Raw genomic sequence first — 26,494 nt, 5'->3', positions numbered from 1 at the left:
CGGCGGGGCCGACTTCCTGCGCGGGAGGTGCGTGGGGGTGCACTGAAGAAGTAGACCGGTCTGCATATTCCGCGCCTGGAATGTAGACCGGTCTACATAATTTCCCTCCACCCGTCGGAGGCCCGGGGCGGCGCGCTCAGATGCCGAGGTGGGTGGCGATGCCGGTGAGGACGCAGCCGAGGCCGGTTTCGAACTGCCAGGTGGGGTCGTCCTTGCGGGTGGCCTCGTGGAGGTAGCGCTGGTAGGTGGGGTAGCGGCCGGTGTCCATCAGGAAGGACATCCGGGGGGCGAGACCGGCGCGGGTCTCGTCGCCGTCGGACCAGCCGTGTTCGCGCTGGAGGGTGCGCAGGGCGAGCTCGGCGGCGACGGAGCCGTGGACGTAGCCGGTGACGGTGCGGAAGACCGCCATAGTGGTGTCGGCGTCCAGGCCGTGGTCGGCGAGGGCGGCGAAGGCGCGTTCGGGGATGGCGAGCTGGTTCGGGGTGAGGGGGACGGCGCCGGCGCGGACGATCCACGGGTGGGCCAGGTTCATGGCGCGCAGGTGGAGCGCCAGGGCGCGCATGGTGTCGCGCCAGCCGCTGGAGGGAGTGTCCAGGGGGAGTTCGCCGTGGACGAAGTCGACCATCAGGTCGATGAGTTCGTCCTTGCCGGAGACGTACCGGTAGGCGGCCATCGGGGCGACGCCGAGGGTGGTGGCGAGTCGGCGCATGGTGACGGCGTCGAGGCCTTCGGCGTCGGCGATCGCGACCGCGGCCTCGGCGATCCGGTGCGGGGTGAGGGTGGTGCGCGGCGCGGGGGCCGGGCGGGCGAGGCGCTCCCAGAGTGAGGCCTGGGGCTTGGTCTGGTCGTCGTCTCCGGTGGGGGCCTGCTGGGCGGGCATGACGGCGGGCTCCTTCCGGCTGGGGCTTCCACCGTACCACCCGGCGTGTACGGCGTATTGGAAGTAGACGGCGTACGCGCCGATGTGTACGTTGTATCTGGCAGATGCGTTGTACACATCGTCCCGGAGGGGGAACATCCATGGCCAAGGACGTTTCGGAGAAGAGCCTGAAGATCGCGGTCGTCGTCGGCAGCACCCGGAGCGGCCGGTTCGCGCCCGTCGTCGCCGACTGGCTGCTCGGCCACCTCGGTGCGCGCGGCGACATGACCGCCGACCTGGTCGATCTGGTCGAGACCCCGCTGCCGACCACCTTCCCGTCCTTCGGTGGCGAACTGGAGCCGGGCGCGGCCGAGTTGCTCGCCGCCGTCACGCCCCGGCTGGAGGCCGCCGACGCCTTCGTGGTCGTCACGCCCGAGTACAACCACAGCTTCCCGGCCCCGCTGAAGAACGCCATCGACTGGCACAACAGCCAGTGGCACGGCAAGCCGGTCGGCTTCGTCTCCTACGGCGGCCTCTCCGGCGGTCTGCGCGCCGTCGAGCAACTGCGCGTGGTGCTCGCCGAGTTGAACGCCATGACGATTCGCAACACGGTCAGCTTCCACGGCGCCGCCCAGTGCTTCGACGCCGACGGCAAGCCGCTCGACCCGGCCGCCGACGTCGCCGCCAAGAGCATGCTCGACCAACTCGCCTGGTGGGCGGAGGCGTTGCGCGACGCCCGGCACGTCCGCCCGTTCGCGGCCTGACCGGGCGGCGCAGGCGTGACCACCTCCGGTGAGAGCGCGACCGCCTCCGGTGCGGGCGTGGACACCCCCGACGAAGGGGCAACCGCCCCCGGCGAAGGGGCGACCGGCGAACGCCCGAAGCCGCCGTTGCTCGGCATCGTCGGGCTGATGCTCGGCATCTTCCTCTCGGCCCTCGACGGGCAGATCATCGGCACCGCGCTGCCGACCATCGTCGGCGACCTCGGCGGCCTGGACCAGCTCTCCTGGGCGGTCACCGCCTACCTGCTCACCTCCGCCGCCGCCACCCCGCTCTGGGGCCGGCTCGGCGACCTGTACGGACGCAAGGGCGCGTACCAGTGGGCGGTGCTGCTGTTCCTGGCCGGCTCGGCGCTGTCCGGACTGTCCCGGAACATGGGCGAGTTGATCGCCTTCCGGGCGGTCCAGGGGGTCGGCGCCGGCGGGCTGATGGTCGGCGCGCTCTCGGTGATCGGGGTGCTCGTCCCGGCCGGCGACCGGGGGCGGGTGCAGTCGGTGATCGGGGTGCTGATGCCGATCGCCTTCGTCGGCGGACCGCTGCTCGGCGGCTTCCTCACCGACCGGCTGAGCTGGCGCTGGGCGTTCTACGTCAACCTGCCGGTGGGCCTGTTCGCGCTGGCGGCGGTCGGCCTCGGCGTCCGGCTGCGGACGGAACGCGTCCGCGCGCCGTTCGACTGGGCCGGGGTGGTCCTGCTGACCGTCGGTATCCTCTCCCTCACCCTGATCGGCAGCTGGGGCGGCGTCACCTACTCCTGGACCTCGCCCCAGGTCCTCGGCGCGGTGGCCGTCGCGGCGGCGGCACTCGCCTGGTTCGCCCGGGTGGAGCGGCGGGCGCCCGGACCGCTGATCCCGCCGGCCCTGTTCCGCGACCGCAACTTCACGGTCGCCCAGATCCTCGGCTTCCTCACCGGCGCGGTGATGCTCGCCCTGGTCGGCTACCTGCCGCAGTACCTGCAGTTCGTCCAGGGCGCCTCACCGACCACCGGCGGCCTGCTCCTGCTGCCGCTGATGCTCGGCATGATGGGCGCCCAACTCCTCACCGCCCGGCTGATGGGCGGGCCCGGGGGCGAGCGGCGCTATCCGCTGATCGGCGGCGTTCTGGCGCTCGTCGGCGCGGCGCTGCTGCTGCTCCTCGGCACCGGTACCCCGACGGCCGTGGCCTCCGGGCTCACCGCCGTCGCGGGGGTGGGGATCGGCCTGTTGATGCAGAGCACCATGCTGACCTCGATGGGCGCCGTCCGGCCCCGGGACATGGGCGCCGCGATGGGGGTGGTCACCCTGCTCCGCAGCATCGGTGGCTCGCTCGGCATGGCGGCGCTCGGCGCGGTCTACGCGGCCCGGATGACGGACGTCCTCACGGAGCGGCTCGGCGCCGACCAGAGCGCCCGGCTGACCGGCGGCGGACTGACCCCCGCCGCGCTCACCGGACTGCCGGCCGGGGTCCGGGACGCGGTGGGGGAGGCGGTCACCGGCGGCCTGCACGGCGCCGTGGTCGGCGGGGTGGTCCTGGCCGCCATGGCCACCGCCGTCGCCTGCCTGGCCCGCCCGAACCCGAACCCGGGCGGGGCCGACGAGCAGGGGCCCCGGGACGGCGCGCCGACCGCGGCGCCGGCGGGCTGAACCCCGTACGCCGCCGCGAGGGGCGGCAGGAGGAACACCCCGGAACACCCCGGAACACCCCGGAACGCCCAGGAACGCCCCGGGACGCCGAGAGCCCCGGAACGCCGAGAGCCCCCGGACGGGTCCGGGGGCTCAGGCGACAGCGGGTGTGATCAGCACTCGATGACGTTGACGGCGAGGCCGCCGCGCGAGGTCTCCTTGTACTTGATCTTCATGTCGGCGCCGGTCTCCTTCATCGTCTTGATCGCCTTGTCGAGCGAGACGTGGTGCCGGCCGTCGCCGCGCAGGGCCATCCGGGCCGCGGTGACGGCCTTGACGGAGGCCATGCCGTTGCGCTCGATGCAGGGGATCTGGACGAGGCCGCCGACCGGGTCGCAGGTGAGGCCGAGGTTGTGCTCGATGCCGATCTCGGCGGCGTTCTCGACCTGTTCGGGGGTGCCGCCGAGGACCTCGGCGAGGCCGCCGGCGGCCATCGAGCAGGCGGAGCCGACCTCGCCCTGGCAGCCGACCTCGGCGCCGGAGATGGAGGCGTTCTCCTTGAAGAGCATGCCGATGGCGCCGGCCGCGAGGAGGAAGCGGACGATGCCGTCCTCGTCGGCGCCCGGGATGAAGTTCAGGTAGTAGTGCAGGACGGCGGGGATGATCCCGGCCGCGCCGTTGGTCGGCGCGGTGACCACCCGGCGGCCGGAGGCGTTCTCCTCGTTGACCGCCATCGCGTAGAGGGTCACCCACTCCATCGCGTTGGCCGGGCCGATGCCCTCGGCGCGCATCGCGCGGGCGGCCGCGGCGGCTCGGCGGCGGACCTTGAGGCCACCGGGCAGGATGCCCTCGCGGGACATGCCGGCCCGCACGCACTCCTGCATGACCTGCCAGATCTCCAGCAGCCCGGTCCGGATCTCCTCCTCGGAGCGCCAGGCCTTCTCGTTCTCCAGCATCAGGCCGGAGATCGACAGCCCGGTCTCCCGGGTGAGCCGCAGCAGCTCCTCGCCGGTGCGGAAGGGGTAGCGCAGCGCGGTGTCGTCGGGCTTGACCCGGTCCGCGCCGATGGCGTCCTCGTCGACGACGAAGCCGCCGCCGACCGAGTAGTAGGTCTTCTCCAGCAGCGTGGAGCCGTCCGCCGCGTACGCCCAGATGGTCATGCCGTTGGCGTGGTACGGCAGCGAGCGGCGGCGGTGCAGGACCAGCTGGGTGCCCGGGTCGAAGTCGATGGGGTGGGTGCCGAGGAGGTTGAGCCGCTTCTCGGTGGTGATCCGCTCGACGTCCTTGTCCGCCTGGTCGACGTCGACCGTGCGGGGGGAGTGGTTCTCCAGGCCGAGCAGGACGGCCTTCGGGGTGCCGTGGCCGTGGCCGGTGGCGCCCAGCGAGCCGTACAGCTCGGCGCGCACGCTCGCCACCTGGGCGAGCAGGTCCTCGGACCGCAGGCGCCGGGCGAACATCCGGGCGGCGCGCATCGGGCCGACGGTGTGGGAGCTCGACGGGCCGATGCCGATGGAGAAGAGGTCGAAGACGCTGAGGGCCACGGGGGACGTCCTTGTCTGTCTCGTGGAAGGACTGGCGGGCGGGGGACGACACGGGTCGGGGCACCGCGCGCACTGTCCAGTGTGCGCGGTGCCCCGGGATCCCAGGTGCCGCGGCGGGGTGAGGCCGGTCACCCCGCCCGAACGATCACCGAGGTGATCAGAGGTTCGGGTAGAGCGGGTACTTCTCGGCCAGCGCGGTGACGCGGGCCTTGAGCGCGGTGGCGGCGTCCTCGTCGAAGGCGGGCTTGAGCGCCTCGGCGATGATGTCGGCGACCTCGCGGAAGTCCTCGGCCTGGAAGCCGCGGGTGGCGAGCGCGGGGGTGCCGATGCGCAGGCCGGAGGTGACCATCGGCGGCCGCGGGTCGTTCGGGACGGCGTTGCGGTTGACCGTGATGCCGACCTCGTGCAGGCGGTCCTCGGCCTGCTGGCCGTCGAGCTGGCTGTTGCGCAGGTCGACCAGGACCAGGTGCACGTCGGTGCCGCCGGACAGCACCGAGGCGCCGGCCTCGGCGACGTCGGCCTGGAGCAGGCGCTCGGCGAGGATCTTGGCGCCCTCCAGGGTGCGCTGCTGGCGCTCCTTGAACTCCTCGGACGCGGCGACCTTGAAGGCGACGGCCTTGCCGGCGATCACGTGCTCCAGCGGACCGCCCTGCTGGCCGGGGAACACCGCGGAGTTGATCTTCTTGGCGTACTCGGCCTTGGACAGGATGACACCGCCGCGCGGGCCGCCCAGGGTCTTGTGGGTGGTGGTGGTGACCACGTCCGCGTACGGCACCGGGTTGGGGTGCAGACCGGCGGCGACCAGGCCGGCGAAGTGCGCCATGTCCACCATCAGCAGCGCGCCGACCTCGTCGGCGACCCGGCGGAACGCGGCGAAGTCCAGCTGGCGCGGGTAGGCGGACCAGCCGGCGATGATCAGCTTCGGCTGGTGCTCCTTGGCCAGGCGCTCGACCTCGGCCATGTCGACCTGGCCGGTCTTCTCGTCCACGTGGTACGCGACCACGTTGTAGAGCTTGCCGGAGAAGTTGATCTTCATGCCGTGGGTCAGGTGACCGCCGTGGGCCAGGTTCAGGCCCAGGATGGTGTCGCCCGGCTTGATCAGCGCGAACATCGCGGCGGCGTTGGCCTGCGCGCCCGAGTGCGGCTGGACGTTGGCGTGCTCGGCGCCGAACAGGGCCTTGATGCGGTCGATCGCGATCTGCTCGACCACGTCGACGTGCTCGCAGCCGCCGTAGTAGCGGCGGCCGGGGTAACCCTCGGCGTACTTGTTGGTGAGCACCGAGCCCTGGGCCTCCATGACCGCCACCGGGGCGAAGTTCTCGGAGGCGATCATCTCCAGGGTGGTCTGCTGGCGGTGCAGCTCGGCGTCGACCGCGGCGGCGATCTCCGGGTCGAGGGAGTGCAGGGACTGGTTCAGAACCGTCATGGTGTGGTCTTCCCGGGAGGAGAGAGACGGGAGCAGAGAGGGGGGAGCCTGGCGGGGCGGCCGCCGCGCTGCGGCCGCCCCGTCACGAGCGGGTCAGCCGCCGATGAAGGCGGTGTACTCGTCCGCGCTGAGCAGCTCGTCGGTGGACTCCACCTGGACCTTGAACAGCCAGCCGCCCTCGAACGGGGCGCTGTTGACCAGGCTGTTGTCGTCCAGGACGTCCTGGTTGATCTCGACGATCTTCCCGGTCACCGGGGAGAACAGGTCGCTGACCGACTTGGTGGACTCCAGCTCGCCACAGGACTCGCCCGCGGTCACGTCGTCGCCGACCTCGGGCAGCTGCACGTAGACGATGTCACCGAGCGCGTCGGCCGCGTGGGCGGTGATGCCGACCGTGGAGACACCGCCCTCGATGGCGGTCAGCCACTCGTGCTCCTTGGTGTACTGCAGGTGCTGGGGGTTGCTCATGGCGTCATTCTCCAGGATGGGAAGCGGGTACGACGAAGCGGGCCGCCGCACGGACGGCTTCGACGTGGATCAGGCGTGGATCAGGCGTGGTCCAGGCACGGTCCAGGCACGGTCCAGGCCCGGGTCGGACCTGGGCCTGGCGTGGCCCGAGCCCGGGTCGGGCATGGTGCGGGCCCGGGTCCACGGGGTCTACGGGGAGGGCTGGGCCTCAGCGGGCGCGCTTGTAGAACGGCAGCGCCACGACCTCGACCGGCTCGTGCTTGCCGCGCACGTCCACCGCGACGGTGGTGCCGGGGGCGGCGTGGGCCGCGTCCACGTAGGCGATCGCGATCGGCCGGCCCAGGGTCGGGGACGGGGCGCCCGAGGTGATCCGGCCGATCGGGGCGCCGTCGGCGGAGACCACGGTGTACTCGGCGCGCGGGACGCGCTTGCCCTCGGAGACCAGGCCGACCAGCACCCGCGGCGGGTTGGCCTCGGCCTCGGCGGCGGCCTTCTCCAGCGCCTTGCGGCCGACGAAGGTGCCCTCGTTGGTGGTCTTGTCGAAGCGCACGACCCGGCCCAGGCCCGCGTCGAACGGGGTCAGGTCGGTGGAGAGCTCGTGCCCGTACAGCGGCATGCCGGCCTCCAGGCGCAGCGTGTCGCGGCAGGACAGGCCGCACGGGACCAGGCCGCGGCCCTCGCCGGCGGCGGTCAGCGCCTGCCAGACCCCCTCGGCGTCGCCCGGGTTGCAGAAGATCTCGAAGCCGTCCTCGCCGGTGTAGCCGGTCCGGGCGAGCAGCACGTCGCGGCCGGCGACCTGGGCCGGGAGGATCGCGTAGTACTTCAGGCCGGGCAGGTCGGCGTCGGTGGTCCCGGCCAGGATCGCGGTGGCCTCCGGGCCCTGGACGGCGATCAGCGCGTAGGTGTCGCGGTCGTCCGTGACGACGGCGTCGAAGCCCTTGGCACGGGCGATCAGCTCGTCCAGCACCAGCTGGGCGTTGGAGGCGTTGGCGACGACCAGGAAGGCGTCCTCGCGCAGGCGGTAGACGATCAGGTCGTCCAGGATGCCGCCGTCCTCGGCGCAGATCATGGTGTAGCGGGCGCGCAGCACGCCCAGCGCGGAGACGAAGCCGACCAGCGCGTGGTCCAGCATCTCGCCGGCCTGCGGGCCGGTGACGGTGATCTCGCCCATGTGGGAGAGGTCGAACAGCCCGGCCCGGGTGCGGACGGCGAGGTGTTCCTCGCGCTCGCTGCCGTAGCGCAGCGGCATGTCCCAGCCGGCGAAGTCGGTCATGGTCGCGCCGAGGGCGCGGTGCAGCGCGTCGAGCGCGGTGAGGCGGAGGGACGACATGGCCTGGAACTCCTCGGTCGGGGCACTCATGGGTGCACGCGCCGGAACCGGACCCGCTCGGGGGCCGACCCTGCGCGCGGGCATGCGGCGGCGTGGGTCTCCCCATCTGTCGTCGAACCTGAGAGCTTCACCGCCCACGCGCCCGCAGCTGTTTCCAGCATCCAGGACAGCATGGTGGCTTGCACCGTGGGTGGGCGCGCGACAGGGCCGTGCGCCACTTTCCAGATGTGCCTAACCCGTGCGGTAAGGGGGCCTGAGAGATTCCGGGGAGGAGTTGCTCCTTCGGCGCCGGCTGTGCCGCCTGACGGGGCACTCCGGGCTCTCCCGCGCGGGTTCGAGCGGCCGGTATGGAGTTGTCGGTCCGCCGGCGCGCCGCGCCGTCGAACGCGCACATCATGGCACGTCCGCGCCGACGGCGGGAGAGGGGACCCGGTCACACCCCGCCACCACGGACGCAGCCCTAGACTGCTGCGCGTCGGCGCAGCAGAGGGCGGCCGACCGGCAGAGGGCGGATCAGGCGCGCATGGGGTACCCGGTGGAGCAGCAGCAGGGGTGGGGCGGGCCGGAGTCGGCGCCGCCGGGCGGCGGGTGGCCGGCCAACGAGCTGGAGCAGGTGCTGACCGCCGCGCTGGGCGACCCGGGTGCGACGCCGCGGGTGATCGAGGTGCTGGCCCGCAGCCAGGTGTGGATCCCGCTGCCGGCCGGCGGCGACCCGCAGGGGCCCGCGCTGGACCTGCCGACCATCGAGCTGGCCGGCGAGCCGTACGTACCGGTGTTCTCCTCGCAGGAGGTGTTCCTGCGGCAGGCGCCGGGGATGGCCTTCGCGGTGGCGCCGGTCTGGGAGTTCGCCCGCGGGCTGCCGCTGGGCGTGGGCATCGCGGTCAACCCGGAGGCGGCGGTGGGCATCCCGGTGCCGCCGCAGGGTGTGGCGGAGCTGCGGCGCGGCCCGCGCGAGGAGCGCCTGGCCGACCAGGAGCAGGGCCGCAACCAGGGTCGGAGCCAGGACCGGGGTCAGGGCCCGGAGGCGCCGACCGGTGGCCGGGTGGCGCTGCGCGAGCCGGTGCCGGGGGAGGACCCGGAGCACTTCCTGGCCGCCTGCCGGGTCGAACTGTCCGCCCTGCCCGGAGTGCTGACCGCACGCCGGGCGCTCGCCAGCATCGAGGGCGAGCCGACCGTGATGTTCGTGGGCGTCCAGCTGGACCAGACGGCCCCGGCCGACCCGGGTGCGGTGAACGAGGCGCTCGGCCGAGCGCTGGGAACCGCGCCGCTGCCGGGGGGCGTCCACCTCGTACTGCTCGATCTCGCCGATGACCCGGTGGTCGAGTGGCTGCTCACCCGGGTACTCCCTTTCTACGCGCGGGGTTGAGCGGGGTTCGTATCGGAGGCACGTCGCCGTGGCGGTGGCCGGTGCCGCGCCATAGGGTGCGTGCAGACGGCCGACGGACCGGCAGGCTTGAGGAAAGAGGCGCGGCGAGGTGGGCGCATGAGTGCGGGAGCGGTAGCGGGCGGTGCACCGGGGCCCTGGGGCCAGGCACCCGCCGGGCGCCCCGGAGCGGATCCGGGCGCGCTGGAGCGCGCCCTGCGCGAGGTCGCGCCGGAGCGCTACGAGGCGTACGAGCAACTGCTGCACGCACTGGCCGACGGCCAGGTCTGGATGCTGCTGTGGCACGGCACGCCGGGCAGCGCCGACGCCCAGTACGGGAACATGGAGATCAGCGGCCACGGCTACGCGCCGGCCGTCACCTCGTCCGAGCAGCTGGCGTCGTCCGGCTGGGCGCGGGCCCACGAGGTCATCTCCGGGCGGGAGATCGCCGCTTCGCTGTACCGGACCCGCTGGGGCCTGTGGCTCAACCCGCACGCGCCCGGCGGCGGGGTCGGGGTGCCCTGGGCGGACCTGCGGCGGATCGCCGCGGGCCTGGACCGGCTGCCGGCCGGGCCGTTGAAGCTGAGCGAGCCGCAGCTGAACGCCCAGCCGTTCTTCGCGCTGCTGGAGCGGCAGGCCGGTGAGGTGCGCGCGGTGCGGGCGCTGCGCCGGGCCTGGGTGCAGCCGGCCGTGGGGGAGCCGTACCTGGCGATCGGCCTGGAGCTGTACGAGAGTTCGCCGCCGGCGGTGGAGGCCGTGCGGGCGCTGATGCAGCGGGCGATCGCGGTGGCCCCGGAGGGGCTGGCGGTGTCCACCGTGGCGATGGCGGACGAGTACGACCCGGTGGCGCTGTGGATGCGGGCCCATGCGCGCCCGTTCTTCGACCGGGAGGCGGGGCGCCCGCCGACCGGCCCGTACCCGCCGGTGCCGCCTCCGCCGTACCCCGCGCAGCAGGGGCCGGGCTACGGCTACGGCACGCAGCAGCCCGCGCCGGGCTGGACCGGGCAGCCGCAGCAGCCGTGGCCCGGATACCCGGGGCGCTGACAACCAAAACCTTTCTCCAGAAGCCGACTTGATCTTGCATCAGGTCGGCTTCGGTGCTTTCCGGGCGAACTTCCGGCCGTTACCGTCGATCACCTTGACACGCCAGTTGCACCCGTGTGAAGAGGGATATGCCGAAGACGTAGGAGGTGCATGCGCACAGATCACAGTTGGGCATCTGTCGGTTGTCAGGGCTGGCGCAAGCCAGTTCGGATGGCAGAGAGTTCTGCGCAACGCACCGCGCGTACTGGGAACCCCACGAAGGTGAACGCGCACGCCGACCGCCAGAACCACGCGAAGCCCATCCCGCGTTGGGGCAGTACCCGTGCACGACGTACTGCCGCGAACACCCGTTCCAAGCACCTCCGCACGTCCGCAGCCGTACCGCCGAACCGGTGACCGGCGCCCGTGGGCCGGCCACCGTCGGCGAGGGGACCAACTGACCATGACCGCACCCATCGCAACCACCGGGAACGAACCGGAGGCACCCGCCCCCGCGAGCCCGGCCAAGAAGATCGAGGGCCGCTCCCTCGGCCAGATCGCCTGGACCCGCTTCAAGCGCGACAAACTCGCCGTCGCCGGCGGCGTCGTGGTGATCCTGCTGATCCTGCTGGCCGTACTGGCCAAGCCCATCGAGGCCCTGTTCGGCCTCGACCCCGACGCCCTGAACCAGGACCTGCTCGACGCCAACCTGGGCGGCATCCCGCTCGGTGACTGGGGCGGGATGAGCTGGGACCACCCGCTCGGCGTCGACCCCCTCCAGGGCCGTGACCTGCTCTCCCGCGTGATCGAGGGCTCCTGGGTCTCCCTGCTGGTCGCCTTCGGCGCGACCCTGCTGTCGAACACGATCGGCACCGTGCTCGGTGTCATGGCCGGCTACTACGGCGGCTGGGTGGACACCGTGATCAGCCGCATCATGGACGTCTTCCTCGCCTTCCCGCTGCTGCTCTTCGCCATCGCGATCTCGACCTCGCTGCAGGGCGGCGCGTTCGGCCTGCACGGCCTCCCGCTGCACATCATGGTGCTGATCTTCGTGATCGGCTTCTTCAACTGGCCCTACATGGGCCGGATCGTGCGCGGACAGACGCTGTCGTTGCGCGAGCGGGAGTTCGTCCACGCGGCCCGCAGCCTGGGCGCCCGAGGCCCGTTCATCCTGTTCAAGGAACTGCTGCCGAACCTGGTCGGTCCGATCCTGGTCTACTCGACCCTGCTGATCCCGACCAACATCCTCTTCGAGGCCGGCCTCAGCTTCCTCGGCGTCGGCATCCAGCCGCCGCAGGCCTCCTGGGGCGGGATCCTCCAGGACGCGATCAAGTACTACCAGGTGGACCCCCAGTACATGGTGGTCCCCGGTCTGGCGATCTTCCTCACCGTGCTCGCCTTCAACCTGCTCGGCGACGGGCTGCGTGACGCCCTCGATCCCAAGAGCAACTGACGCAACGTCAGGCCCTCCCTCCTTCCCATCCTCAAGGGGTTGATCTCACCCATGCGCAGGTCCCGTACCGTCGCCCTGACCGCGGCGGCAGCCGCCGCGGTCCTGATCGTGACCGGCTGCACCTCCGGCAGCAAGGGCTCCGGCTCGTCCTCCTCCGCCAGCGGCAGCAGCGCCGGTGGCGGCGGTGCCGACGCCGCCACCAAGGGCATCGTCAACGCCTCGGACAAGAAGGGCGGGACGGTCACCTACGAGATGAAGGGCGCCCCGGACTCCTTCGACCCGGGCAACACGTACTACGCCTACATCTACAACTTCTCGCGCCTGTACGGGCGTCCGCTGACCACCTTCGCCCCGGGCGCCGGCTCGAACGGCAACAAGCTGGTCCCGGACCTCGCCGAGAGCCTGGGCAAGGTCAGCGCGGACGGCCTGACCTGGACGTACAAGCTGCGCGCGGGCCTGAAGTTCGACGACGGCACCGCGATCAGCTCCAAGGACGTCAAGTACGCCGTCGAGCGCTCCAACTTCGCGCCGGACGTGAACTCCAACGGCCCCACCTACTTCCACGACCTGCTGGTCGACAACGAGACCCCGTACCAGGGCCCGTACAAGGACAAGACCGGTGGCCTGAACTCGATCGAGACGCCGGACGACCAGACCATCGTCTTCCACCTGAAGCAGCCGTTCGCGGACTTCGACTACCTGGTCGGCTCCCCGCAGACCGTGCCGGTCCCGCAGGCCAAGGACGACGGCGCCGGCTACGTGAAGCACGTGGTCGCCTCGGGTGCCTACAAGTTCGAGTCCTACGAGGACGGCAAGCAGCTCACCCTGGTGCCGAACACCAACTGGGACGCGAGCACCGACCCGATCCGCAAGCAGCTCGCGGACAAGATCGTGGTCCGGATGGGCATGGAGCAGTCCACCATCGACAAGGACCTGATCGCGGGCAACGCCCAGGTCGACCTGGTCGGCAGCGGCGTCGACCCGCAGACCCAGGCGCAGATCCTGCAGAACCAGAAGCTCAAGGCGAACACCGACAACGCCTACGGCGGCCGCCTGGCGTACGTCGCGATCAACAGCAAGGTCGCGCCGTTCGACAACCTGGAGTGCCGCAAGGCCGTCCAGTACGCGATCGACAAGGTCTCCGTGCAGACCACGCTCGGCGGCCCGATCCGCGGCCAGATCGCCAACACGGTGATCCCGCCGGACGTCCCGGGCCACCAGGACTTCAACACCTGGGCGACCAACGGCAACAAGGGTGACGAGGCCAAGGCCAAGGACGCCCTCAAGGCCTGCGGCAAGCCGGACGGCTTCAGCACGGTGATCACCGCCCGCACCGAGCGCGACCCGGAGGTCCAGGCCGCGACCGCGATCCAGGCCGCGCTGAAGAAGATCAACATCAACGTCGAGATCCAGAAGTACGCGCAGGGCAAGTACTTCTCGGACGCGGCCGGTGTCCCGCAGTTCACCCAGGACCACAACATCGGTCTGATGATGATGCAGTGGAGCGCCGACTGGCCGACCGGCTACGGCTTCCTGCAGCAGATCTCCGACGGCCGCGCCATCAAGGCCTCCGGCAACAGCAACCTGGCCCAGCTGAACGACCCCGAGGTCAACAAGCTGCTCGACGACGCCATCACCAACACCGACCAGTCGGCGCGCGAGAAGATCTACGGCCAGATCGACAAGAAGATCATGGACCAGGCGGTCTACGTCCCGCTGACCTACTTCAAGGTCTTCCTGTACCGCCCGGACAACGCCACCAACCTGGTGTCCACCTCGGGCTTCTCGGGTGAGTACGACTACCTGAACATCGGCACCACCAAGTAAAGAGCCTGGCTCCACATCCCTGAAGGCAGGTGAAGGCAGCGGCCGCCCGCCGCCGTCCGGAAGACCCCGGACGGCGGCGGGCCGCCGGAGCCGCCCAACTGTGTTTGCCTACATCATCCGCAGGATCTTCGCGGCCGTCGTGCTGCTGCTGGTGGTCAGCGCTGTCACCTTCGCGATCTTCTTCCTGCTCCCGCGCATCGCCGGCGAGACCACCGACCAACTGGCCACGCAGTACGTCGGGAAGAACCCCTCCCCCGAGGCGATCGCCGCGGTCAAGAAGAACCTCGGGTTCGACCAGCCGCTGTACACCCAGTACTGGAACTTCCTCAAGGGCCTGGTCAGCGGCGCCGAGTACAAGTTCGGCCCGGACCCGGTCACCTGCCACGTACCGTGCTTCGGCTACTCCTTCAAGAACCACCTGGAGGTCTGGCCCGAGCTGATCAAGCGCGTCCCGATCACCCTCTCGCTCGCCGTCGGCGCGGCCGTGCTCTGGCTGGTCTCCGGCGTCGCCACCGGCGTCGTCTCCGCGCTCAAGCCGCGCTCGGTCTTCGACCGGATCGCCATGGGCATCTCCCTCGCCGGCGTCTCGCTGCCGGTCTTCTTCACCGGCGCGGTGCTGCTCACCCTGTTCAGCTACGAGTGGCCGATCCTGGACAACCTCCAGTACGTCGACTTCGCCGACGACCCGCTGATGTGGGCCCGCAACCTGATCCTCCCGTGGATCTCGCTGGCCTTCCTCTACTCGGCGCTCTACGCCCGGCTCACCCGCGCCGGAATGCTGGAGACCATGAGCGAGGACTACATCCGCACCGCCCGGGCCAAGGGCCTGGTCGAGCGCAAGGTCGTCGCCCGGCACGGACTGCGGGCCGCGCTGACACCCGTCATCACCATCTTCGGCATGGACCTCGGTCTGCTCCTCGGCGGCGCCCTCATCACCGAGCAGGTCTTCTCGCTCCAGGGCGTCGGCGCCTTCGCCGTCCAGGCGATCGCCGACAACGACCTGCCCAAGATCCTCGGCGTCACCCTGCTCGCCGCCTTCTTCATCGTCGCCTGCAACCTCGTGGTCGACCTCCTGTACGCACTCGTCGACCCCCGGGTGAGGCTCTCGTGACCGAGCTCCAGAAGACCGAGGCGGTCGCCGCCCAGGCCCCGTCCGGCGACCCCTTCCTCTCCGTCCGCGACCTGCGGATCCACTTCGACACCGACGACGGCCTGGTCCGCTCGGTGGACGGGGTCAGCTTCGACCTGCACAAGGGCCGCACCCTCGGCATCGTCGGCGAGTCCGGCTCCGGCAAGTCCGTCACCTCGCTCGGCATCATGGGCCTGCACCGCACCAAGCGGGCCCGGATCACCGGCGAGATCCGGCTGGACGGCGAGGACCTGATCGCGGCCGGCCCCGAACGGGTGCGCCAACTGCGCGGCCGCGAGATGGCGATGATCTTCCAGGACCCGCTGACCGCGATGCACCCCTACTACACCGTCGGCGCGCAGATCGTCGAGGCGTACCGGGTGCACCACCCCCAGGCGTCCAAGAAGCAGGCCCGGGCCCGCGCGGTCGAGATGCTCGACCGGGTCGGCATCCCGCAGCCCGACCGCCGGGTGGACGACTACCCGCACCAGTTCTCCGGCGGCATGCGCCAGCGTGCCATGATCGCCATGGCGCTGGTCAACGACCCCTCGCTGCTGATCGCCGACGAGCCCACCACCGCCCTGGACGTCACCGTCCAGGCGCAGATCCTGGACCTCATCCGCGACCTCCAGGACGAGTTCGGCTCGGCCGTCATCATCATCACCCACGACCTCGGGGTGGTCGCCGAACTGGCCGACGACATCCTGGTCATGTACGGCGGCAAGTGCATCGAGCGCGGCCCCGCCGAGACCCTCTTCGACGCGCCCGAACACCCCTACACCTGGGGCCTGCTGGGCTCCATGCCGCGCCTGGACCGCGAACTCCAGGACCGCCTCGTCCCGGTCAAGGGCACCCCGCCCAGCCTGATCAACGTGCCGTCCGGCTGCGCCTTCCACCCGCGCTGCCCGTACGCCGACCGGACCGGCGGGCGCTCCACGAGCGAGCTCCCGGTGCTGGCCGAAGCCGCGCCCGGCCACCACGCGGCCTGCCACCTCCCGGCCGCCGAACGGCACCGCATCTTCGCCGAAGAGATCGCGCCCCGGCTGTGAGCCCGGCCTCGTACCACCTTTCTGGAGAGAACCGATGACGGACACTCAGGCGGCAACGGCCACCGCGCCCGCGCCCGCCCCCGACCGCGAGCCGCTGCTCCGGGTGACCGGCCTGACCCGGCACTTCCCGATCCGCGGCGGACTGCTGCGCCGCCAGACCGGTGCGGTGCGGGCCGTCGACGGCATCGACTTCACCGTCAACGCCGGTGAGACGCTCGGGGTCGTCGGCGAGTCCGGCTGCGGCAAGTCGACGATGGGCCGACTGGTCACCCGGCTCGACGAACCGACCGGCGGGAAGGTCGAGTTCGAGGGCACCGACATCACCCACCTGGGCGTCGGCGCGATGCGGCCGCTGCGCCGCGACATCCAGATGATCTTCCAGGACCCGTACTCCTCGCTCAACCCGCGGCACACCGTCGGCACCATCGTCGGCGCGCCGTTCCGGTTGCAGAAGGTGGAGCCCGAGGGCGGCACCAAGAAGGCCGTCCAGGAGCTGCTGGAACTGTGCGGGCTCAGCCCCGAGCACTACAACCGCTACCCGCACGAGTTCTCCGGCGGCCAGCGCCAGCGCATCGGCATCGCCCGGGCGCTCGCCCTCCGGCCGAAGATGATCATCGCGGACGAGCCGGTCTCCGCCCTGGACGTCTCCATCCAGGCCCAGGTGGTCAACCTGCTGGACGACCTCCAGCGCGAACTCGGCCTGACCTACCTGATCATCGCGCACGACCTCTCGGTGGTCCGGCACGTCTCGGACCGGGTCGCGGTGATGTACCTCGGCAAGATCGTCGAGATCGCCGACCGCGACTCCCTCTACGCGAGCCCGCTGCACCCGTACACCAACGCGCTGATGTCCGCGGTGCCGGTGCCCGACCCGCGCCGGCGCCAGCGGGCCGGCCGCGAGCGGATCCTGCTCACGGGCGACGTCCCCTCGCCGATCAACCCGCCCAGCGGCTGCCGCTTCCGCACCCGCTGCTGGAAGGCCCAGGACGTCTGCGCGAGCCAGGAGCCGCCGCTGACGGCGCTGAAGACCGGGCACGAGGTGGCGTGCCACTTCCCCGAGTCGGGCGAGGGGAACGCCTGACCGGCGCTGCCGCACGCACGATGCGCCGCACCGGAACACCGGCTTCATCAGCCGGTCGTTCCGGTGCGGCGCATCGTGGTGTCCGGGACTCTCAACCCGGTCGGGACGGTGCTGTGCTGATCACGCGTCAGAAGCCTGGCCCTTGCCGGCGGGCAGCCGGGTCGCCGCGGGCATCGTGAGCCCGGCCGCGAGGAAGACGGCCGCCAGCGCCACCCACCCGTACTGACCGGCCCCGACGACCGCGACCAGGGCGACCGGCGCGGCCACGTTGGCGGCTCCGCGGCCGATGGCCAGGACGCCCTGGTACTGGCCGGTGGCGTGCTCGGGAGCGAGCTGGAAGCTGAGCCCCCATTCGCCGGAGACCTGGTACATCTCCCCCCACGTGTGGGCGATCATCCCCAGGGCGAGGATGCCGGTCGCGACCAGGGTGTTCCCCCAGCCGGCGGCGCCGTACAGCAGGCAGGCGCAGCCGAGGAAGAACCCGCCGAGGCGGGAGATCCGCCCCCACAGGCCCGGGGTGGTGTCGTTGCCCTTGGAGCTCACCTGGACCTGGAAGATCACCACCAGGACCGTGTTCAGGACGATCAGGGCGCTGAACAGCCAGGCGGGTGCCTTGGTGTGGGTGACCAGCCACAGCGGAAGGGCGATCTCCATGAGGGCGCCGTTCAGCGACAGCACGGCGTTCAGCCCGGTGAACCGCAGGTACCGGAGGTCCTTGAGCGCCGCCCCCAGCGGCTGCTTCTCGCTGTGCGCGGGCGGCGGATGCCGTACGGGCATCCGGTTCAGCACGAGGGCCGACCCCGCGTAGGCCAGCGCCGCGACGACCACCATCGCCTCGTACGCGGCCCGGGTGTCCAGGTACAGGGCCAGGCCGGCGGCTCCCGCGCCGAGCGAGATCCCGATGTTGCTCACGACCTGCTGGTGCGCACGCGCGGTCACCCGCTCCTCGGGCGAGGCGATCAGGGACACCAGGGCGGGCAGGACCGTGCGGCAGCCCCGCTGCACGACGCCCACCGCGCACGCCGTGACGGCGAAAGCCCAGAAGGAACCGACGGCCAGGTAGCACAGCACCGCCGGCCCCGCGGCGACGGTGAGGACGAGCAGGACCCGCCGCGGCCCGATGCGGTCGGAGAGGTGTCCGATCGGCAGGGCCGCCAGCAGGCCGGCCAGGCTGGCGACCGTGAGCCCGATGCCCACGTCCACCATCCGCAGACCCACCACCCGTGTGAAGAACAGCACGCTGACGGTGGCGAACAGCCCGTCCCCGAGGGTGGTCAGGAACGTGGACAGCGTCAGCCCGCGCACCGGCCCGGCCGGCGGGACCGCCCTGGCGAGGGCCAGTCGGGCAGCGCCCGCCCGGGTCGGGGGAGCGGTCGTATCCGTTTTCGTCACGTGGCGGCAGCCGCCTGGAAGGTGACCGGCAGCGTCGCCAGGTAGCGCATGGTCGCGGTGCGCTGGCGCAGTGGCTCCCCGGCCGTCCGCAGGCGGGTGGGGCGCCGCAGAATGGCCTTGATCAGCGCCTGCAGCGTCACCTGGGTGAACAGGTTTCCGACGCAGGTGTGCGGGCCCCGGCCGAATGCCATGTGCTGATTCGGTGTCCGGTCCAGAATGATTTCGTCGGGGCGGGTGAATTTTTCGGGATCGCGGTTTGCCGCGCCGAAAAGCACCACGACGACGTCTCCGCGCTTGAGCTGGACGGATCCGATGACGACGGGCTCGGTGACGATGCGGCTGGTCCCCTGGACCGACGCGTCGTAGCGCATGAGTTCGTCGAAACCGCTCGACAGCAGCGCCGGGTCGCGCATCGCCTCGAATTTGTCGGGGTTCTCCAGCAGCGCCAGCATGGCATTTCCGGCGCCGGCGACGATCGAACTGTATCCGGACTGGAAGACGACCCGCACCGTGTTCCGGACGAAGGAGTCGGCGACATCCACCTCGGCGCGGTTGCCGGCGACGTGGGCCAGCAGTCCGGGGCGCGGATTGGCCGTGAACCAGGACTCGACCATTTCGCTCAGTCGGCCGCGCGCCTCGATGCCGAGTTTCCTGAGTTCCGCACCGGTCTCGATTCCGTCCCCGCCGGTTTCGGGCGCCAATCCGGCGTCCATGCTCCGCACGATGGCGTCCGATATCGCGGCGAAGGTCCTGACGTCCGGCTGCTCGATGCCCATGAGCTCCGAGATGGTCGCCAGGGCGAGCGGCTCGACGACCTCCGACATGAGGTCGAACTCCGCCCTGCCCTCCAGTCCGTCGAGCAGCGACCCGACCAGGGCCTCGCCCTGCTCGCCGACGGCCTCCAGGTCCTGGGCGCGCAGGGCGTTCATGAAGAGGCTGCGGAGCGGGCCGTGGTCCGGCGGGTCGAGGGTCTGCAGGCTCAGCCACGGCTCGGAGACCGACTCGCCGGCACGCCGCCAGTCCGTCGCGAACACCGTGGGGTCCTGCAGCACCATCTGGCAGTCGCGGTACCGGGTCAGCACCCAGCTCTGCATCTTCTCGTGCCAGTGCACGGGCTCCGACGCGCGCAGCTCCGCGTAGACCGCGTAGGGGTCGGCGAGGGTCGAGCTGTCGAGGGGGTCATAGCGGACCGGGAGTTTCATGGACAATTCCTAGGATTCTTGAACGGCCTATGAGGCCCATGTTCTCGCTGGGCCAAGAGCGCGCGCCGGACCCGGACGTATCCGGGTCCGGCGCCAATTCTCGCCGACGATACCGGGCTCTGCCGCGGTTCGGGCAATATAATTAGTCGTTGTAACGCATGGAAATTCACCTACCCGAGCTAAATGTCCCGGCCATTGCCGCGGACTGTCGACGTTCGGACATCGGGGATGCCGGTGCAATCGGCATCAGGGATTTCAGTCGTTGTAGCGCACGGAAGTCTCCTCTCCGGTTGTTCATGTTCGAAGCCCCAGTGCTTCTCTCGATGGAAATGAAACTACCACCGCCATTCGGCCCCGTCCATGAGTTAATTCCGGGATCAATTTCCCAAACCAGCCAACCCGGGCAAAGGGTGCATCGAATTCGGGAAGGAAATGCGAATTGTATTCTCCATACCGCACGACCCGCAGTATTTCGCGAATATGTCGAAATTTGGTGTTCACGTCAACTCTGCGCAGAGTGTCCGGACCGGCGGCGGTCGTCGCCCGGGCCCGCGCGTCCGGGGCGGGCCACGGAGTGCGGCCGTACGCGGAGGGGGGGAGGGTTCCGAACGGGTCATAGTTGTTCGGTGACCTCGCAGATCTTTCCCTCCGACGTGCAGCAGTCGCTGGACCTCGTCGGCATCTTCGTCTTCGCCCTCTCCGGAGGGCTGCTCGCCGTCCGCAAGAACATGGACATCTTCGGCATCGCGGTGCTGGCCGAGGTCACCGCGCTCGGGGGCGGCGTGATCCGGGACCTGGTGATCGGGGCGACGCCCGTCGCGGCGTTCAGCAACCTCGGGTACTTCATCACCCCGCTGGTCGCCGCGCTGGTGGTGTTCTTCCTGCACCCCGAGGTCGAGCGGATCAACCGGGCGGTGCAGACCCTGGACGCCCTCGGCCTCGGCCTGTTCTGCGTCACCGGCACCGCCAAGGCGCACGACTACGGGCTCGGCGCGGTGTCGGCCGTCGCCCTCGGCATGGTCACCGCGGCCGGCGGCGGGGTGATCCGCGACGTGCTGGCCGGCGAGATCCCCTCGCTGCTGCGCTGGGACCGGGAGATCTACGCCGTCCCGGCCCTGGTCGGCGCCGCCCTGGTGGCGGTGCTGATCGGCACCGACCGGCTGACCGGGGCCACCGGCACCGCCGCCGCGCTCACCGCCTTCGGGCTGCGGATGCTCGCGTTGAAGTACGGCTGGCGCGCCCCGCGGGCCTGGCACCGCAACGGTTCTCGCACCAGCGAGGAGTAGGCGAGCCGCCGTACGCGAGCGAGATCGCCTCCGCTGTGCAGAGCAGTTCCGGCACCATCCGGGCGAGTTCGGCCGGCGGCACCTGGCTCGCCGGGGCGCTCAGCGCGCAGGCCGCGACCGTCCGGCCGCCGCTGCCCGCCACCGGCGCGGCCACGCACGTCACCGGCTCCCGGTGCTCGGCCGACTCGGCCGCCCAGCCCCGCAGCCGCACCGCGGCCAGTTCGGCCGGCAGCTCCTCGGCGGGGGTGCCGTCCTCGGGCAGCCCGGCCAGCAGCACCCGGCCGATCGCCGTCCCGCCGGCCGGCGCCCGCCGCCCGATCCGGGACGCCCGGGCGGCGCCCGGCCCGGCCCAGCTCCCGGCCACCTCGTCCAGGTACAGCACCTCGCCGTCCTGGAGCACGGCCAGCTGGACGGTGTAGCCGCAGCGCGCGTTGAGCGCCGCCAGGTACGGCGCGGCGACCTGCCGGACGTCGATCTCCTCCAGCGCCCGGTGGGCCAGGGAGAGCACCCGGCCGCCGAGGCGGTAGCGCAGGTCGGGCTGGCGCTGCGCGAAGCCGTGCTCCTCCAGGGTGCGCAGCAGCCGCAGCGCGGTGGACTTGTGCACCCCGATGCTGCTCGCGGCCTGCTCCAGGGTGACCGGCCCGTCGCCGAGCGACCCGAGCAGGGTCAGGGCGCGGTCGACCGACTGCGACATGGCGCACCGCTCCTGTCCGCGCCGATGGGAAGTGAGAGATGGGACGTGGTCCCGGGAGGTGCCCGCGGGCCGGGCCGGGGCCCGTCCGCGGGAAGCGTCCGTCAGGCTAACCGCTCGGCCGCGCGCCGGGTCAAACGGGTGCCGGACACCGGTGTCCGGTGGGCGCGCGGTCCGGGAACGGCCCGGGTGACGCCCGGGAGTCGTCCGGTGGCCGTCCGGTGGCCGGATCGGTGCGCACACCGGGACGGGGCCCGGGGAGCGCCCTCTACAATCGGATGGTTATGCCATACCTGGACCATGCGGCGACCACGCCGATGCTGCCCGAGGCGATCGCCGCGATGTCGGCGCACCTGGGGGTGGTCGGCAACGCCTCGTCCCTGCACGCGGCCGGCCGCCGGGCCCGCCGGGTGGTCGAGGAGGCCCGCGAGTCGCTGGCCGACTCGCTGGGCGCCCGCCCGAGCGAGATCGTGCTCACCGGCGGGGGCACCGAGTCCGACAACCTCGCCGTCAAGGGCCTGTACTGGGCCCGCCGGGACGCCGACCCGGCCCGCACCCGGGTGCTGTGCAGCCCGGTCGAGCACCACGCGGTGCTGGACGCGGTGCACTGGCTCTCCGAGCACGAGGGCGCCGACGTCGAGTACCTGCCGGTCGACCCGCTCGGCCGGGTGCACCCGCAGGCGCTGCGCGAGGCGATCGAGCGGGACCCGTCCTCGGTCGCGCTGGTCACCGTGATGTGGGCCAACAACGAGGTCGGCACCGTCCAGCCGGTGCGCGAACTCGCCGCCGTCGCGGCCGAGTACGGCATCCCGATGCACGCCGACGCGGTGCAGGCGCTCGGGCAGGTCCCGGTCTCCTTCGCCGGGTCGGGGCTCACCGCGCTCACCGTCACCGGGCACAAGATCGGCGGCCCGTTCGGCATCGGCGCGCTGCTGCTCTCGCGCGGCGCCGCGCCCGTCCCGCTGCTGCACGGCGGCGGCCAGGAGCGCGACGTGCGCTCCGGCACCCTGGACGCGCCGGCCGCCGCCGGCTTCGCCGCCGCCGCGGCCCTCGCGGTCGAGCGCCAGCCGGAGCACGCGGTCGTGCTCGGCGCGCTGCGCGACGAGCTGATCGCCGCCGTGCTGGCCGCCGTCCCCGCCGCGGTGCTCAACGGCGACCCGGCCGCCGAGGGGCGGCTGCCCGCCAACGCGCACTTCTCCTTCCCCGGCTGCGAGGGCGACGCGCTGCTGATGCTGCTCGACGCCCAGGGCATCGAGTGCTCCACCGGCTCGGCCTGCTCGGCCGGGGTGCCGCAGCCCAGCCACGTGCTGCTCGCGATGGGCGTCGACCCGGCGCTGGCCCGGGCCTCGCTGCGGTTCTCGCTCGGGCACACCTCGGTGCGCGAGGACGTGGCGGCGCTGGTCGAGGCCATCGCCCCGGCCGTCCAGCGGGCCCGCAACGCGGGCCTGGCGTCGGTGCGGCGGTAGTTCCTCCGGGCGGTCGGGCATGTACGGCGGCCCCGTACTCTTGTAGTCACCATGACTGACTTCCCGGGTGCCCCGACCGCTCCGTCCACCGGCCGTCTGCGCGTGCTCGCGGCGATGTCCGGCGGCGTCGACTCCGCCGTCGCCGCCGCCCGCGCCGCCGAAGCGGGGCACGAGGTGACGGGTGTCCACCTGGCGCTGTCCGCCAACCCGCAGTCCTTCCGCACCGGGGCCCGCGGCTGCTGCACCATCGAGGACTCCCGGGACGCGTGGCGGGCGGCCGACGTGATCGGCATCCCGTTCTACGTCTGGGACCTCGCCGAGCGCTTCCGCGAGGACGTCATCGACGACTTCGTCGCCGAGTACGCGGCCGGCCGCACCCCCAATCCCTGCCTGCGCTGCAACGAGAAGATCAAGTTCGCCGCGCTGCTCGACAAGGCGATCGCGCTCGGCTTCGACGCGGTCTGCACCGGCCACTACGCCCGGATCGTCGACCTGCCGTCCGGGGAGCGCCAGTTGCACCGCGCCGTCGACGCCGCCAAGGACCAGTCCTACGTGCTCGGCGTGCTGGACGCGGACCAGCTCGCCCACTCCCTCTTCCCGCTCGGCGACACCACCAAGGACGTCATCCGCGAGGAGGCCGAGCGTCGCGGCCTGGCCGTCGCCAAGAAGCCGGACAGCCACGACATCTGCTTCATCGCCGACGGCGACACCCAGGGCTTCCTGGCCAAGCACCTCGGCACCGCCACCGGCGACATCCTCGACGCCGACGGCACCAAGCTCGGCGAGCACGACGGCGCGTACGGCTTCACCATCGGCCAGCGCAAGGGCCTGCGGATCGGCCGGCCCGCCGCGGACGGCAAGCCGCGCTACGTCCTCGACATCTCGCCGGTCGACAACACCGTGACGGTCGGCCCGCTGGAGGGCCTGGACGTCACCGGGCTCACCGCGATCCGGCCGCGCTGGTGCGGCACCGAGCCGCTCGCCGACGGCCGGTACACCGCCCAACTGCGCGCCCACGGCGAGGAGGTGCCGGTGAGCGCGTCGGTCGTGGACGGCGAGCTGCGGGTGCGGCTGGACACCCCCGTCCGCGGCATCGCCCCCGGCCAGGCCGTCGTCCTCTACGACGGCACCCGCGTCGTCGGCTCCGCCACCATCGCCGGCACTGAGCGCCCGGCCGTCCGCGCCTGAAACCGGGGTGAGCGCGGCCCGGCCCGCGTGATAGACCAGGTAGCACTATGAATATCTGCGTCTTCTGCTCCGCGTACTCGCTCGACGACCGCTACTCCGTCCCCGCCGCCGAGTTCGCGCGGCTCCTCGGCGAGGGCGGGCACACCCTGGTGTGGGGCGGCTCGAACGCCGGCCTGATGGGGCTGCTGGCCGACGAGGTGAAGGCGGCGGGCGGCAGGCTGGTCGGGGTGCTGGTCGAGATGCTGAGGCACAAGGCGTACGTCGGCGCCGACGAGCTGGTGATGACCGGGGACCTCGCCGAGCGGAAGGCGGAGCTGGCCGCCCGGGCGGACGCGATCGTCGTGCTGGTCGGCGGGCTGGGCACCCTCGACGAGGTGACCGAGGTGCTGGAGCTCAAGAAGCACGGCATGTTCGACAAGCCGGTGATCGTCCTGGACACCGAGGGCTTCTACGCGGGCCTGCGCACACAGATGGAGCGGATGGACGCCGAGGGCTTCCTGCCGCGCCCGCTCGCCGAGCTGATCAGCTTCGCCGACACCCCGGCTCAGGTGTTTGAGCAGCTCAAGGCCTGATTAGATCAGCACCATGGCTGCACATCTGATCACCGGCGCCGGTTCCGGCATCGGCGCCGTCCTGGCCGAGCGTCTCGCCGAGCGCGGCGACGACCTCTGGCTGTTCGCCCGCGACGCCCGCCGCGCCGCCGAACTGCGCGAGCGCTTCCCCGGGGCGAAGACCCTGGTCGGCGACCTCGGCGACCCGGCCAAGCTCTCCTGGGCCCTCGGCCACCAGGCGCTGCCCGTCGAGCTCGACTCCCTCCTGCACGTCGCGGGCATGGTGGAGCTGGGGGCGGTCGGCGAGCTGCCGGTCAAGGCCTGGCAGAGCACCCTGGCCGTCAACCTGGTCGCCCCCGCCGAGCTGACCAGGCTGCTGCTGCCCTCGCTGCGCCTGGTCAAGGGGCACGTGGTGTTCGTCAACTCCGGTGCGGGCCTCAGCGCCTCCGCCGAGTGGTCGGCCTACGCCGCGAGCAAGCACGGCCTCAAGGCGCTCGCCGACGCGCTGCGCCAGGAGGAGCACGCGAACGGCGTCCGGGTCACCTCGGTCTACCCGGGCCGCACCGCCACCGCGATGCAGGCCAAGGTGCACCAGCAGGAGGGCAAGGCCTACGACGAGAACCGCTTCATCGCCCCGGAGTCGGTGGTGAAGGCGATCCTCGCCGCCCTCGACGCCTCCCGCGACGCGGAGCTCACGGACATCACCGTCCGCCCCGGGCGCTGACCCCGCCGGGGCGGCGGCGCACTAGGCTCGGGCGGGTGAGCACCGGAGACACCTTCCCCGACCTGCGCGGCGCCGCCACCGGCGTCGGTTCGCTGCCCGGCACCGACGCGCGGGAGGCCGCCAAGACCTCCACCGGCGCGCTGGAGCAGCTGCCGTTCCTGCCCGAACTCCCCGCCCGGGGGCCGGGCGCCGACATGATCGGCCGCGGCGCCGGCCTGCTGGTCGAGCTGTTCGCACAGACCGAACCGTCCGGCTGGCGGTTCGCCGACCGCCCCGGCCGGGACACCCGGCGCGCGCACTCCTGGCTGGGCGAGGACCTGGACGCGCTGGAGGAGTTCACCCAGGGCTACCAGGGCGCGCTCAAGCTCCAGGCCGTGGGCCCGTGGACGCTGGCGGCGAGCATCGAGCTCAGGCACGGCGAGAAGGCGCTCTCCGACCACGGCGCCTGCCGGGACATCGCCGGCTCGCTCACCGAGGGACTGCGCCGCCACCTGGCGGACGTCCGCCGACGGGTGCCCGGCGCGCAGTTGGTCCTCCAGCTCGACGAGCCCTCGCTGCCCGCCGTGCTGGCCGGTTCGGTGAAGACCGCCAGCGGCTTCCAGCGGTTGCGCTCGGTGGACCGGCAGGTCGCCGAGGAGGTGCTGCGCGAGACGATCCGCGGCCTGGACGTGCCGGTCGTGGTGCACTGCTGCGCCCCGCAGGTCCCGCTGCCGCTGCTGCGCCGGGCCGGGGCGGCCGGGGTCTCCCTCGACTTCTCCCTCCTCACCGAGCGGGAGGACGACGACCTCGGCGAGGCGGTCGAGGCGGGCACGGCGATCCTCGCTGGTGTCGTGCCCTCCACTGACCAGGAGGTGTCCGACCCGGCCGGTAGTGTCCAGGGTGTCAGGACCTTGTGGCGCAGGCTCGGGTTCGCCCCGGAGCTGCTGGGCCGCCGCGTGCTGGTGACGCCGACCTGCGGGCTGGCCGGGGCGTCCCCGGCGTACGCGCGCAAGGCGCTCTCGCTTGCGGCGCGGGCGGCGCAGAGCCTGGTGGACAACCCGGAATGAGAACGTAGGAGGGCTTGCGGT

The 26,494-nt window shown here is 71.9% G+C and carries 23 protein-coding genes and 1 riboswitch; of the genes, 15 read left to right on the top strand and 8 right to left on the bottom strand.

Annotation, left to right across the window (positions count from 1 at the left end; genetic code table 11):
• Positions 1-136: 136 nt before the first annotated feature.
• Positions 137-880, bottom strand: coding sequence for a TetR/AcrR family transcriptional regulator C-terminal domain-containing protein (locus OG556_RS12175; RefSeq protein ID WP_371517083.1), 744 nt, complete (start codon positions 878-880; stop codon positions 137-139).
• A 140-nt stretch (positions 881-1,020) separates the two neighbouring features.
• Here OG556_RS12175 and OG556_RS12170 point away from each other — a divergent pair, with 140 nt between their 5' ends.
• Both OG556_RS12170 and OG556_RS12165 read left to right on the top strand, forming a co-directional pair.
• On the top strand, positions 1,021-1,623 hold the full coding sequence (locus OG556_RS12170) for an NADPH-dependent FMN reductase (protein ID WP_371517082.1): 603 nt from the start codon (positions 1,021-1,023) through the stop codon (positions 1,621-1,623).
• A gap of 15 nt (positions 1,624-1,638) precedes the next feature.
• Positions 1,639-3,258, top strand: coding sequence for an MDR family MFS transporter (locus OG556_RS12165; protein WP_371517081.1), 1,620 nt, complete (start codon positions 1,639-1,641; stop codon positions 3,256-3,258).
• A gap of 152 nt (positions 3,259-3,410) precedes the next feature.
• On the opposite strand, the gene OG556_RS12160 is transcribed toward OG556_RS12165, so the two are convergent.
• The 4 genes from OG556_RS12160 to gcvT form a co-directional block, all read right to left on the bottom strand.
• Positions 3,411-4,778: an L-serine ammonia-lyase gene (locus tag OG556_RS12160; protein WP_371517080.1), complete on the bottom strand. Its 1,368-nt coding sequence runs from the start codon at positions 4,776-4,778 to the stop codon at positions 3,411-3,413.
• 157 nt (positions 4,779-4,935) lie between these two features.
• Positions 4,936-6,204 carry a serine hydroxymethyltransferase gene (glyA, locus tag OG556_RS12155; protein WP_063347748.1) on the bottom strand — a complete coding sequence of 423 codons (1,269 nt, stop codon included), beginning with the start codon at positions 6,202-6,204 and terminating at the stop codon, positions 4,936-4,938.
• A 93-nt stretch (positions 6,205-6,297) separates the two neighbouring features.
• On the bottom strand, positions 6,298-6,672 hold the full coding sequence (gene gcvH / locus OG556_RS12150) for a glycine cleavage system protein GcvH (RefSeq protein ID WP_371517079.1): 375 nt from the start codon (positions 6,670-6,672) through the stop codon (positions 6,298-6,300).
• A gap of 208 nt (positions 6,673-6,880) precedes the next feature.
• A complete protein-coding gene (gene gcvT, locus OG556_RS12145) occupies positions 6,881-8,002 on the bottom strand; it encodes a glycine cleavage system aminomethyltransferase GcvT (protein ID WP_371517078.1) in 1,122 nt (373 codons plus the stop codon).
• Between the two features lie 231 nt (positions 8,003-8,233).
• Positions 8,234-8,339: riboswitch (glycine riboswitch) on the bottom strand.
• A 186-nt stretch (positions 8,340-8,525) separates the two neighbouring features.
• On the opposite strand from gcvT, the gene OG556_RS12140 reads away from it, so the two are divergent.
• From OG556_RS12140 to OG556_RS12110, 7 genes are all read left to right on the top strand, one after another.
• Entirely contained in the window at positions 8,526-9,368 is an 843-nt protein-coding gene (locus OG556_RS12140; protein WP_371517077.1) for an enhanced serine sensitivity protein SseB C-terminal domain-containing protein, read from the top strand.
• A 117-nt stretch (positions 9,369-9,485) separates the two neighbouring features.
• The gene (locus tag OG556_RS12135; RefSeq protein WP_371517076.1) at positions 9,486-10,409 is read left to right on the top strand and encodes an enhanced serine sensitivity protein SseB C-terminal domain-containing protein; all 924 of its coding nucleotides are present in this window, start codon (positions 9,486-9,488) and stop codon (positions 10,407-10,409) included.
• A gap of 442 nt (positions 10,410-10,851) precedes the next feature.
• Positions 10,852-11,841, top strand: coding sequence for an ABC transporter permease (locus OG556_RS12130; protein ID WP_350884655.1), 990 nt, complete (start codon positions 10,852-10,854; stop codon positions 11,839-11,841).
• 51 nt (positions 11,842-11,892) lie between these two features.
• Positions 11,893-13,668, top strand: a complete 1,776-nt coding sequence (locus tag OG556_RS12125) for an ABC transporter substrate-binding protein (protein ID WP_371517075.1) — start codon at positions 11,893-11,895, stop codon at positions 13,666-13,668.
• 100 nt (positions 13,669-13,768) lie between these two features.
• Positions 13,769-14,779, top strand: coding sequence for an ABC transporter permease (locus OG556_RS12120; RefSeq protein WP_350884652.1), 1,011 nt, complete (start codon positions 13,769-13,771; stop codon positions 14,777-14,779).
• On the top strand, positions 14,776-15,846 hold the full coding sequence (locus OG556_RS12115) for an ABC transporter ATP-binding protein (RefSeq protein ID WP_371517074.1): 1,071 nt from the start codon (positions 14,776-14,778) through the stop codon (positions 15,844-15,846). The genes OG556_RS12120 and OG556_RS12115 overlap by 4 nt, the downstream gene beginning before the upstream one ends.
• A gap of 34 nt (positions 15,847-15,880) precedes the next feature.
• Complete coding sequence (locus tag OG556_RS12110) at positions 15,881-16,927, top strand: ABC transporter ATP-binding protein (protein WP_371517073.1); 1,047 nt, start codon at positions 15,881-15,883, stop codon at positions 16,925-16,927.
• Between the two features lie 120 nt (positions 16,928-17,047).
• Here OG556_RS12110 and OG556_RS12105 read toward each other — a convergent pair whose 3' ends face one another.
• Positions 17,048-18,319: an MFS transporter gene (locus OG556_RS12105; RefSeq protein WP_371517072.1), complete on the bottom strand. Its 1,272-nt coding sequence runs from the start codon at positions 18,317-18,319 to the stop codon at positions 17,048-17,050.
• Positions 18,316-19,521 carry a cytochrome P450 gene (locus tag OG556_RS12100; protein ID WP_371517071.1) on the bottom strand — a complete coding sequence of 402 codons (1,206 nt, stop codon included), beginning with the start codon at positions 19,519-19,521 and terminating at the stop codon, positions 18,316-18,318. The genes OG556_RS12105 and OG556_RS12100 overlap by 4 nt, the downstream gene beginning before the upstream one ends.
• Before the next feature lie 626 nt (positions 19,522-20,147).
• Here OG556_RS12100 and OG556_RS12095 point away from each other — a divergent pair.
• Positions 20,148-20,807, top strand: a complete 660-nt coding sequence (locus tag OG556_RS12095) for a trimeric intracellular cation channel family protein (RefSeq protein ID WP_371517070.1) — start codon at positions 20,148-20,150, stop codon at positions 20,805-20,807.
• Here the strand turns inward: OG556_RS12095 and OG556_RS12090 are convergent.
• The gene (locus OG556_RS12090; RefSeq protein WP_371517069.1) at positions 20,713-21,501 is read right to left on the bottom strand and encodes an IclR family transcriptional regulator; all 789 of its coding nucleotides are present in this window, start codon (positions 21,499-21,501) and stop codon (positions 20,713-20,715) included. The genes OG556_RS12095 and OG556_RS12090 overlap by 95 nt on opposite strands.
• Before the next feature lie 281 nt (positions 21,502-21,782).
• Between OG556_RS12090 and OG556_RS12085 the strand changes: the two genes are divergently transcribed.
• From OG556_RS12085 to OG556_RS12065, 5 genes are read left to right on the top strand one after another with little or no spacing between them, the layout of a single operon-like run.
• Entirely contained in the window at positions 21,783-22,964 is a 1,182-nt protein-coding gene (locus OG556_RS12085; protein ID WP_371517068.1) for a cysteine desulfurase family protein, read from the top strand.
• Between the two features lie 51 nt (positions 22,965-23,015).
• Positions 23,016-24,152, top strand: a complete 1,137-nt coding sequence (gene mnmA / locus OG556_RS12080; RefSeq protein ID WP_371517067.1) for a tRNA 2-thiouridine(34) synthase MnmA — start codon at positions 23,016-23,018, stop codon at positions 24,150-24,152.
• Between the two features lie 47 nt (positions 24,153-24,199).
• On the top strand, positions 24,200-24,724 hold the full coding sequence (locus OG556_RS12075; RefSeq protein WP_371517066.1) for a TIGR00730 family Rossman fold protein: 525 nt from the start codon (positions 24,200-24,202) through the stop codon (positions 24,722-24,724).
• A gap of 13 nt (positions 24,725-24,737) precedes the next feature.
• Positions 24,738-25,427: an SDR family oxidoreductase gene (locus tag OG556_RS12070; protein WP_371517065.1), complete on the top strand. Its 690-nt coding sequence runs from the start codon at positions 24,738-24,740 to the stop codon at positions 25,425-25,427.
• Positions 25,428-25,462: 35 nt separating this feature from the next.
• Complete coding sequence (locus OG556_RS12065) at positions 25,463-26,473, top strand: methionine synthase (protein WP_371517064.1); 1,011 nt, start codon at positions 25,463-25,465, stop codon at positions 26,471-26,473.
• Positions 26,474-26,494 lie beyond the last annotated feature (21 nt).

Source organism: Kitasatospora sp. NBC_01300, assembly GCF_041435235.1.
Classification (GTDB): Bacteria; Actinomycetota; Actinomycetes; order Streptomycetales; family Streptomycetaceae; genus Kitasatospora.
Note: the sequence above shows the minus strand (reverse complement) of the source record. Positions and strands in the feature narration are given on the sequence as shown.

What these genes read in the sequence shown, in the direction of transcription:
- OG556_RS12175 (WP_371517083.1), bottom strand. Translation starts at nt 880, where the DNA reads ATGCCCGCCCAGCAGGCCCCCACCGGAGACGACGACCAGACCAAGCCC.
- OG556_RS12170 (WP_371517082.1), top strand. Translation starts at nt 1,021, where the DNA reads ATGGCCAAGGACGTTTCGGAGAAGAGCCTGAAGATCGCGGTCGTCGTC.
- glyA (WP_063347748.1), bottom strand. Translation starts at nt 6,204, where the DNA reads ATGACGGTTCTGAACCAGTCCCTGCACTCCCTCGACCCGGAGATCGCC.
- gcvH (WP_371517079.1), bottom strand. Translation starts at nt 6,672, where the DNA reads ATGAGCAACCCCCAGCACCTGCAGTACACCAAGGAGCACGAGTGGCTG.
- gcvT (WP_371517078.1), bottom strand. Translation starts at nt 8,002, where the DNA reads ATGTCGTCCCTCCGCCTCACCGCGCTCGACGCGCTGCACCGCGCCCTC.
- OG556_RS12140 (WP_371517077.1), top strand. Translation starts at nt 8,526, where the DNA reads ATGGGGTACCCGGTGGAGCAGCAGCAGGGGTGGGGCGGGCCGGAGTCG.
- OG556_RS12135 (WP_371517076.1), top strand. Translation starts at nt 9,486, where the DNA reads ATGAGTGCGGGAGCGGTAGCGGGCGGTGCACCGGGGCCCTGGGGCCAG.
- OG556_RS12130 (WP_350884655.1), top strand. Translation starts at nt 10,852, where the DNA reads ATGACCGCACCCATCGCAACCACCGGGAACGAACCGGAGGCACCCGCC.
- OG556_RS12125 (WP_371517075.1), top strand. Translation starts at nt 11,893, where the DNA reads ATGCGCAGGTCCCGTACCGTCGCCCTGACCGCGGCGGCAGCCGCCGCG.
- OG556_RS12110 (WP_371517073.1), top strand. Translation starts at nt 15,881, where the DNA reads ATGACGGACACTCAGGCGGCAACGGCCACCGCGCCCGCGCCCGCCCCC.
- OG556_RS12100 (WP_371517071.1), bottom strand. Translation starts at nt 19,521, where the DNA reads ATGAAACTCCCGGTCCGCTATGACCCCCTCGACAGCTCGACCCTCGCC.
- OG556_RS12090 (WP_371517069.1), bottom strand. Translation starts at nt 21,501, where the DNA reads ATGTCGCAGTCGGTCGACCGCGCCCTGACCCTGCTCGGGTCGCTCGGC.
- OG556_RS12085 (WP_371517068.1), top strand. Translation starts at nt 21,783, where the DNA reads ATGCCATACCTGGACCATGCGGCGACCACGCCGATGCTGCCCGAGGCG.
- mnmA (WP_371517067.1), top strand. Translation starts at nt 23,016, where the DNA reads ATGACTGACTTCCCGGGTGCCCCGACCGCTCCGTCCACCGGCCGTCTG.
- OG556_RS12075 (WP_371517066.1), top strand. Translation starts at nt 24,200, where the DNA reads ATGAATATCTGCGTCTTCTGCTCCGCGTACTCGCTCGACGACCGCTAC.
- OG556_RS12070 (WP_371517065.1), top strand. Translation starts at nt 24,738, where the DNA reads ATGGCTGCACATCTGATCACCGGCGCCGGTTCCGGCATCGGCGCCGTC.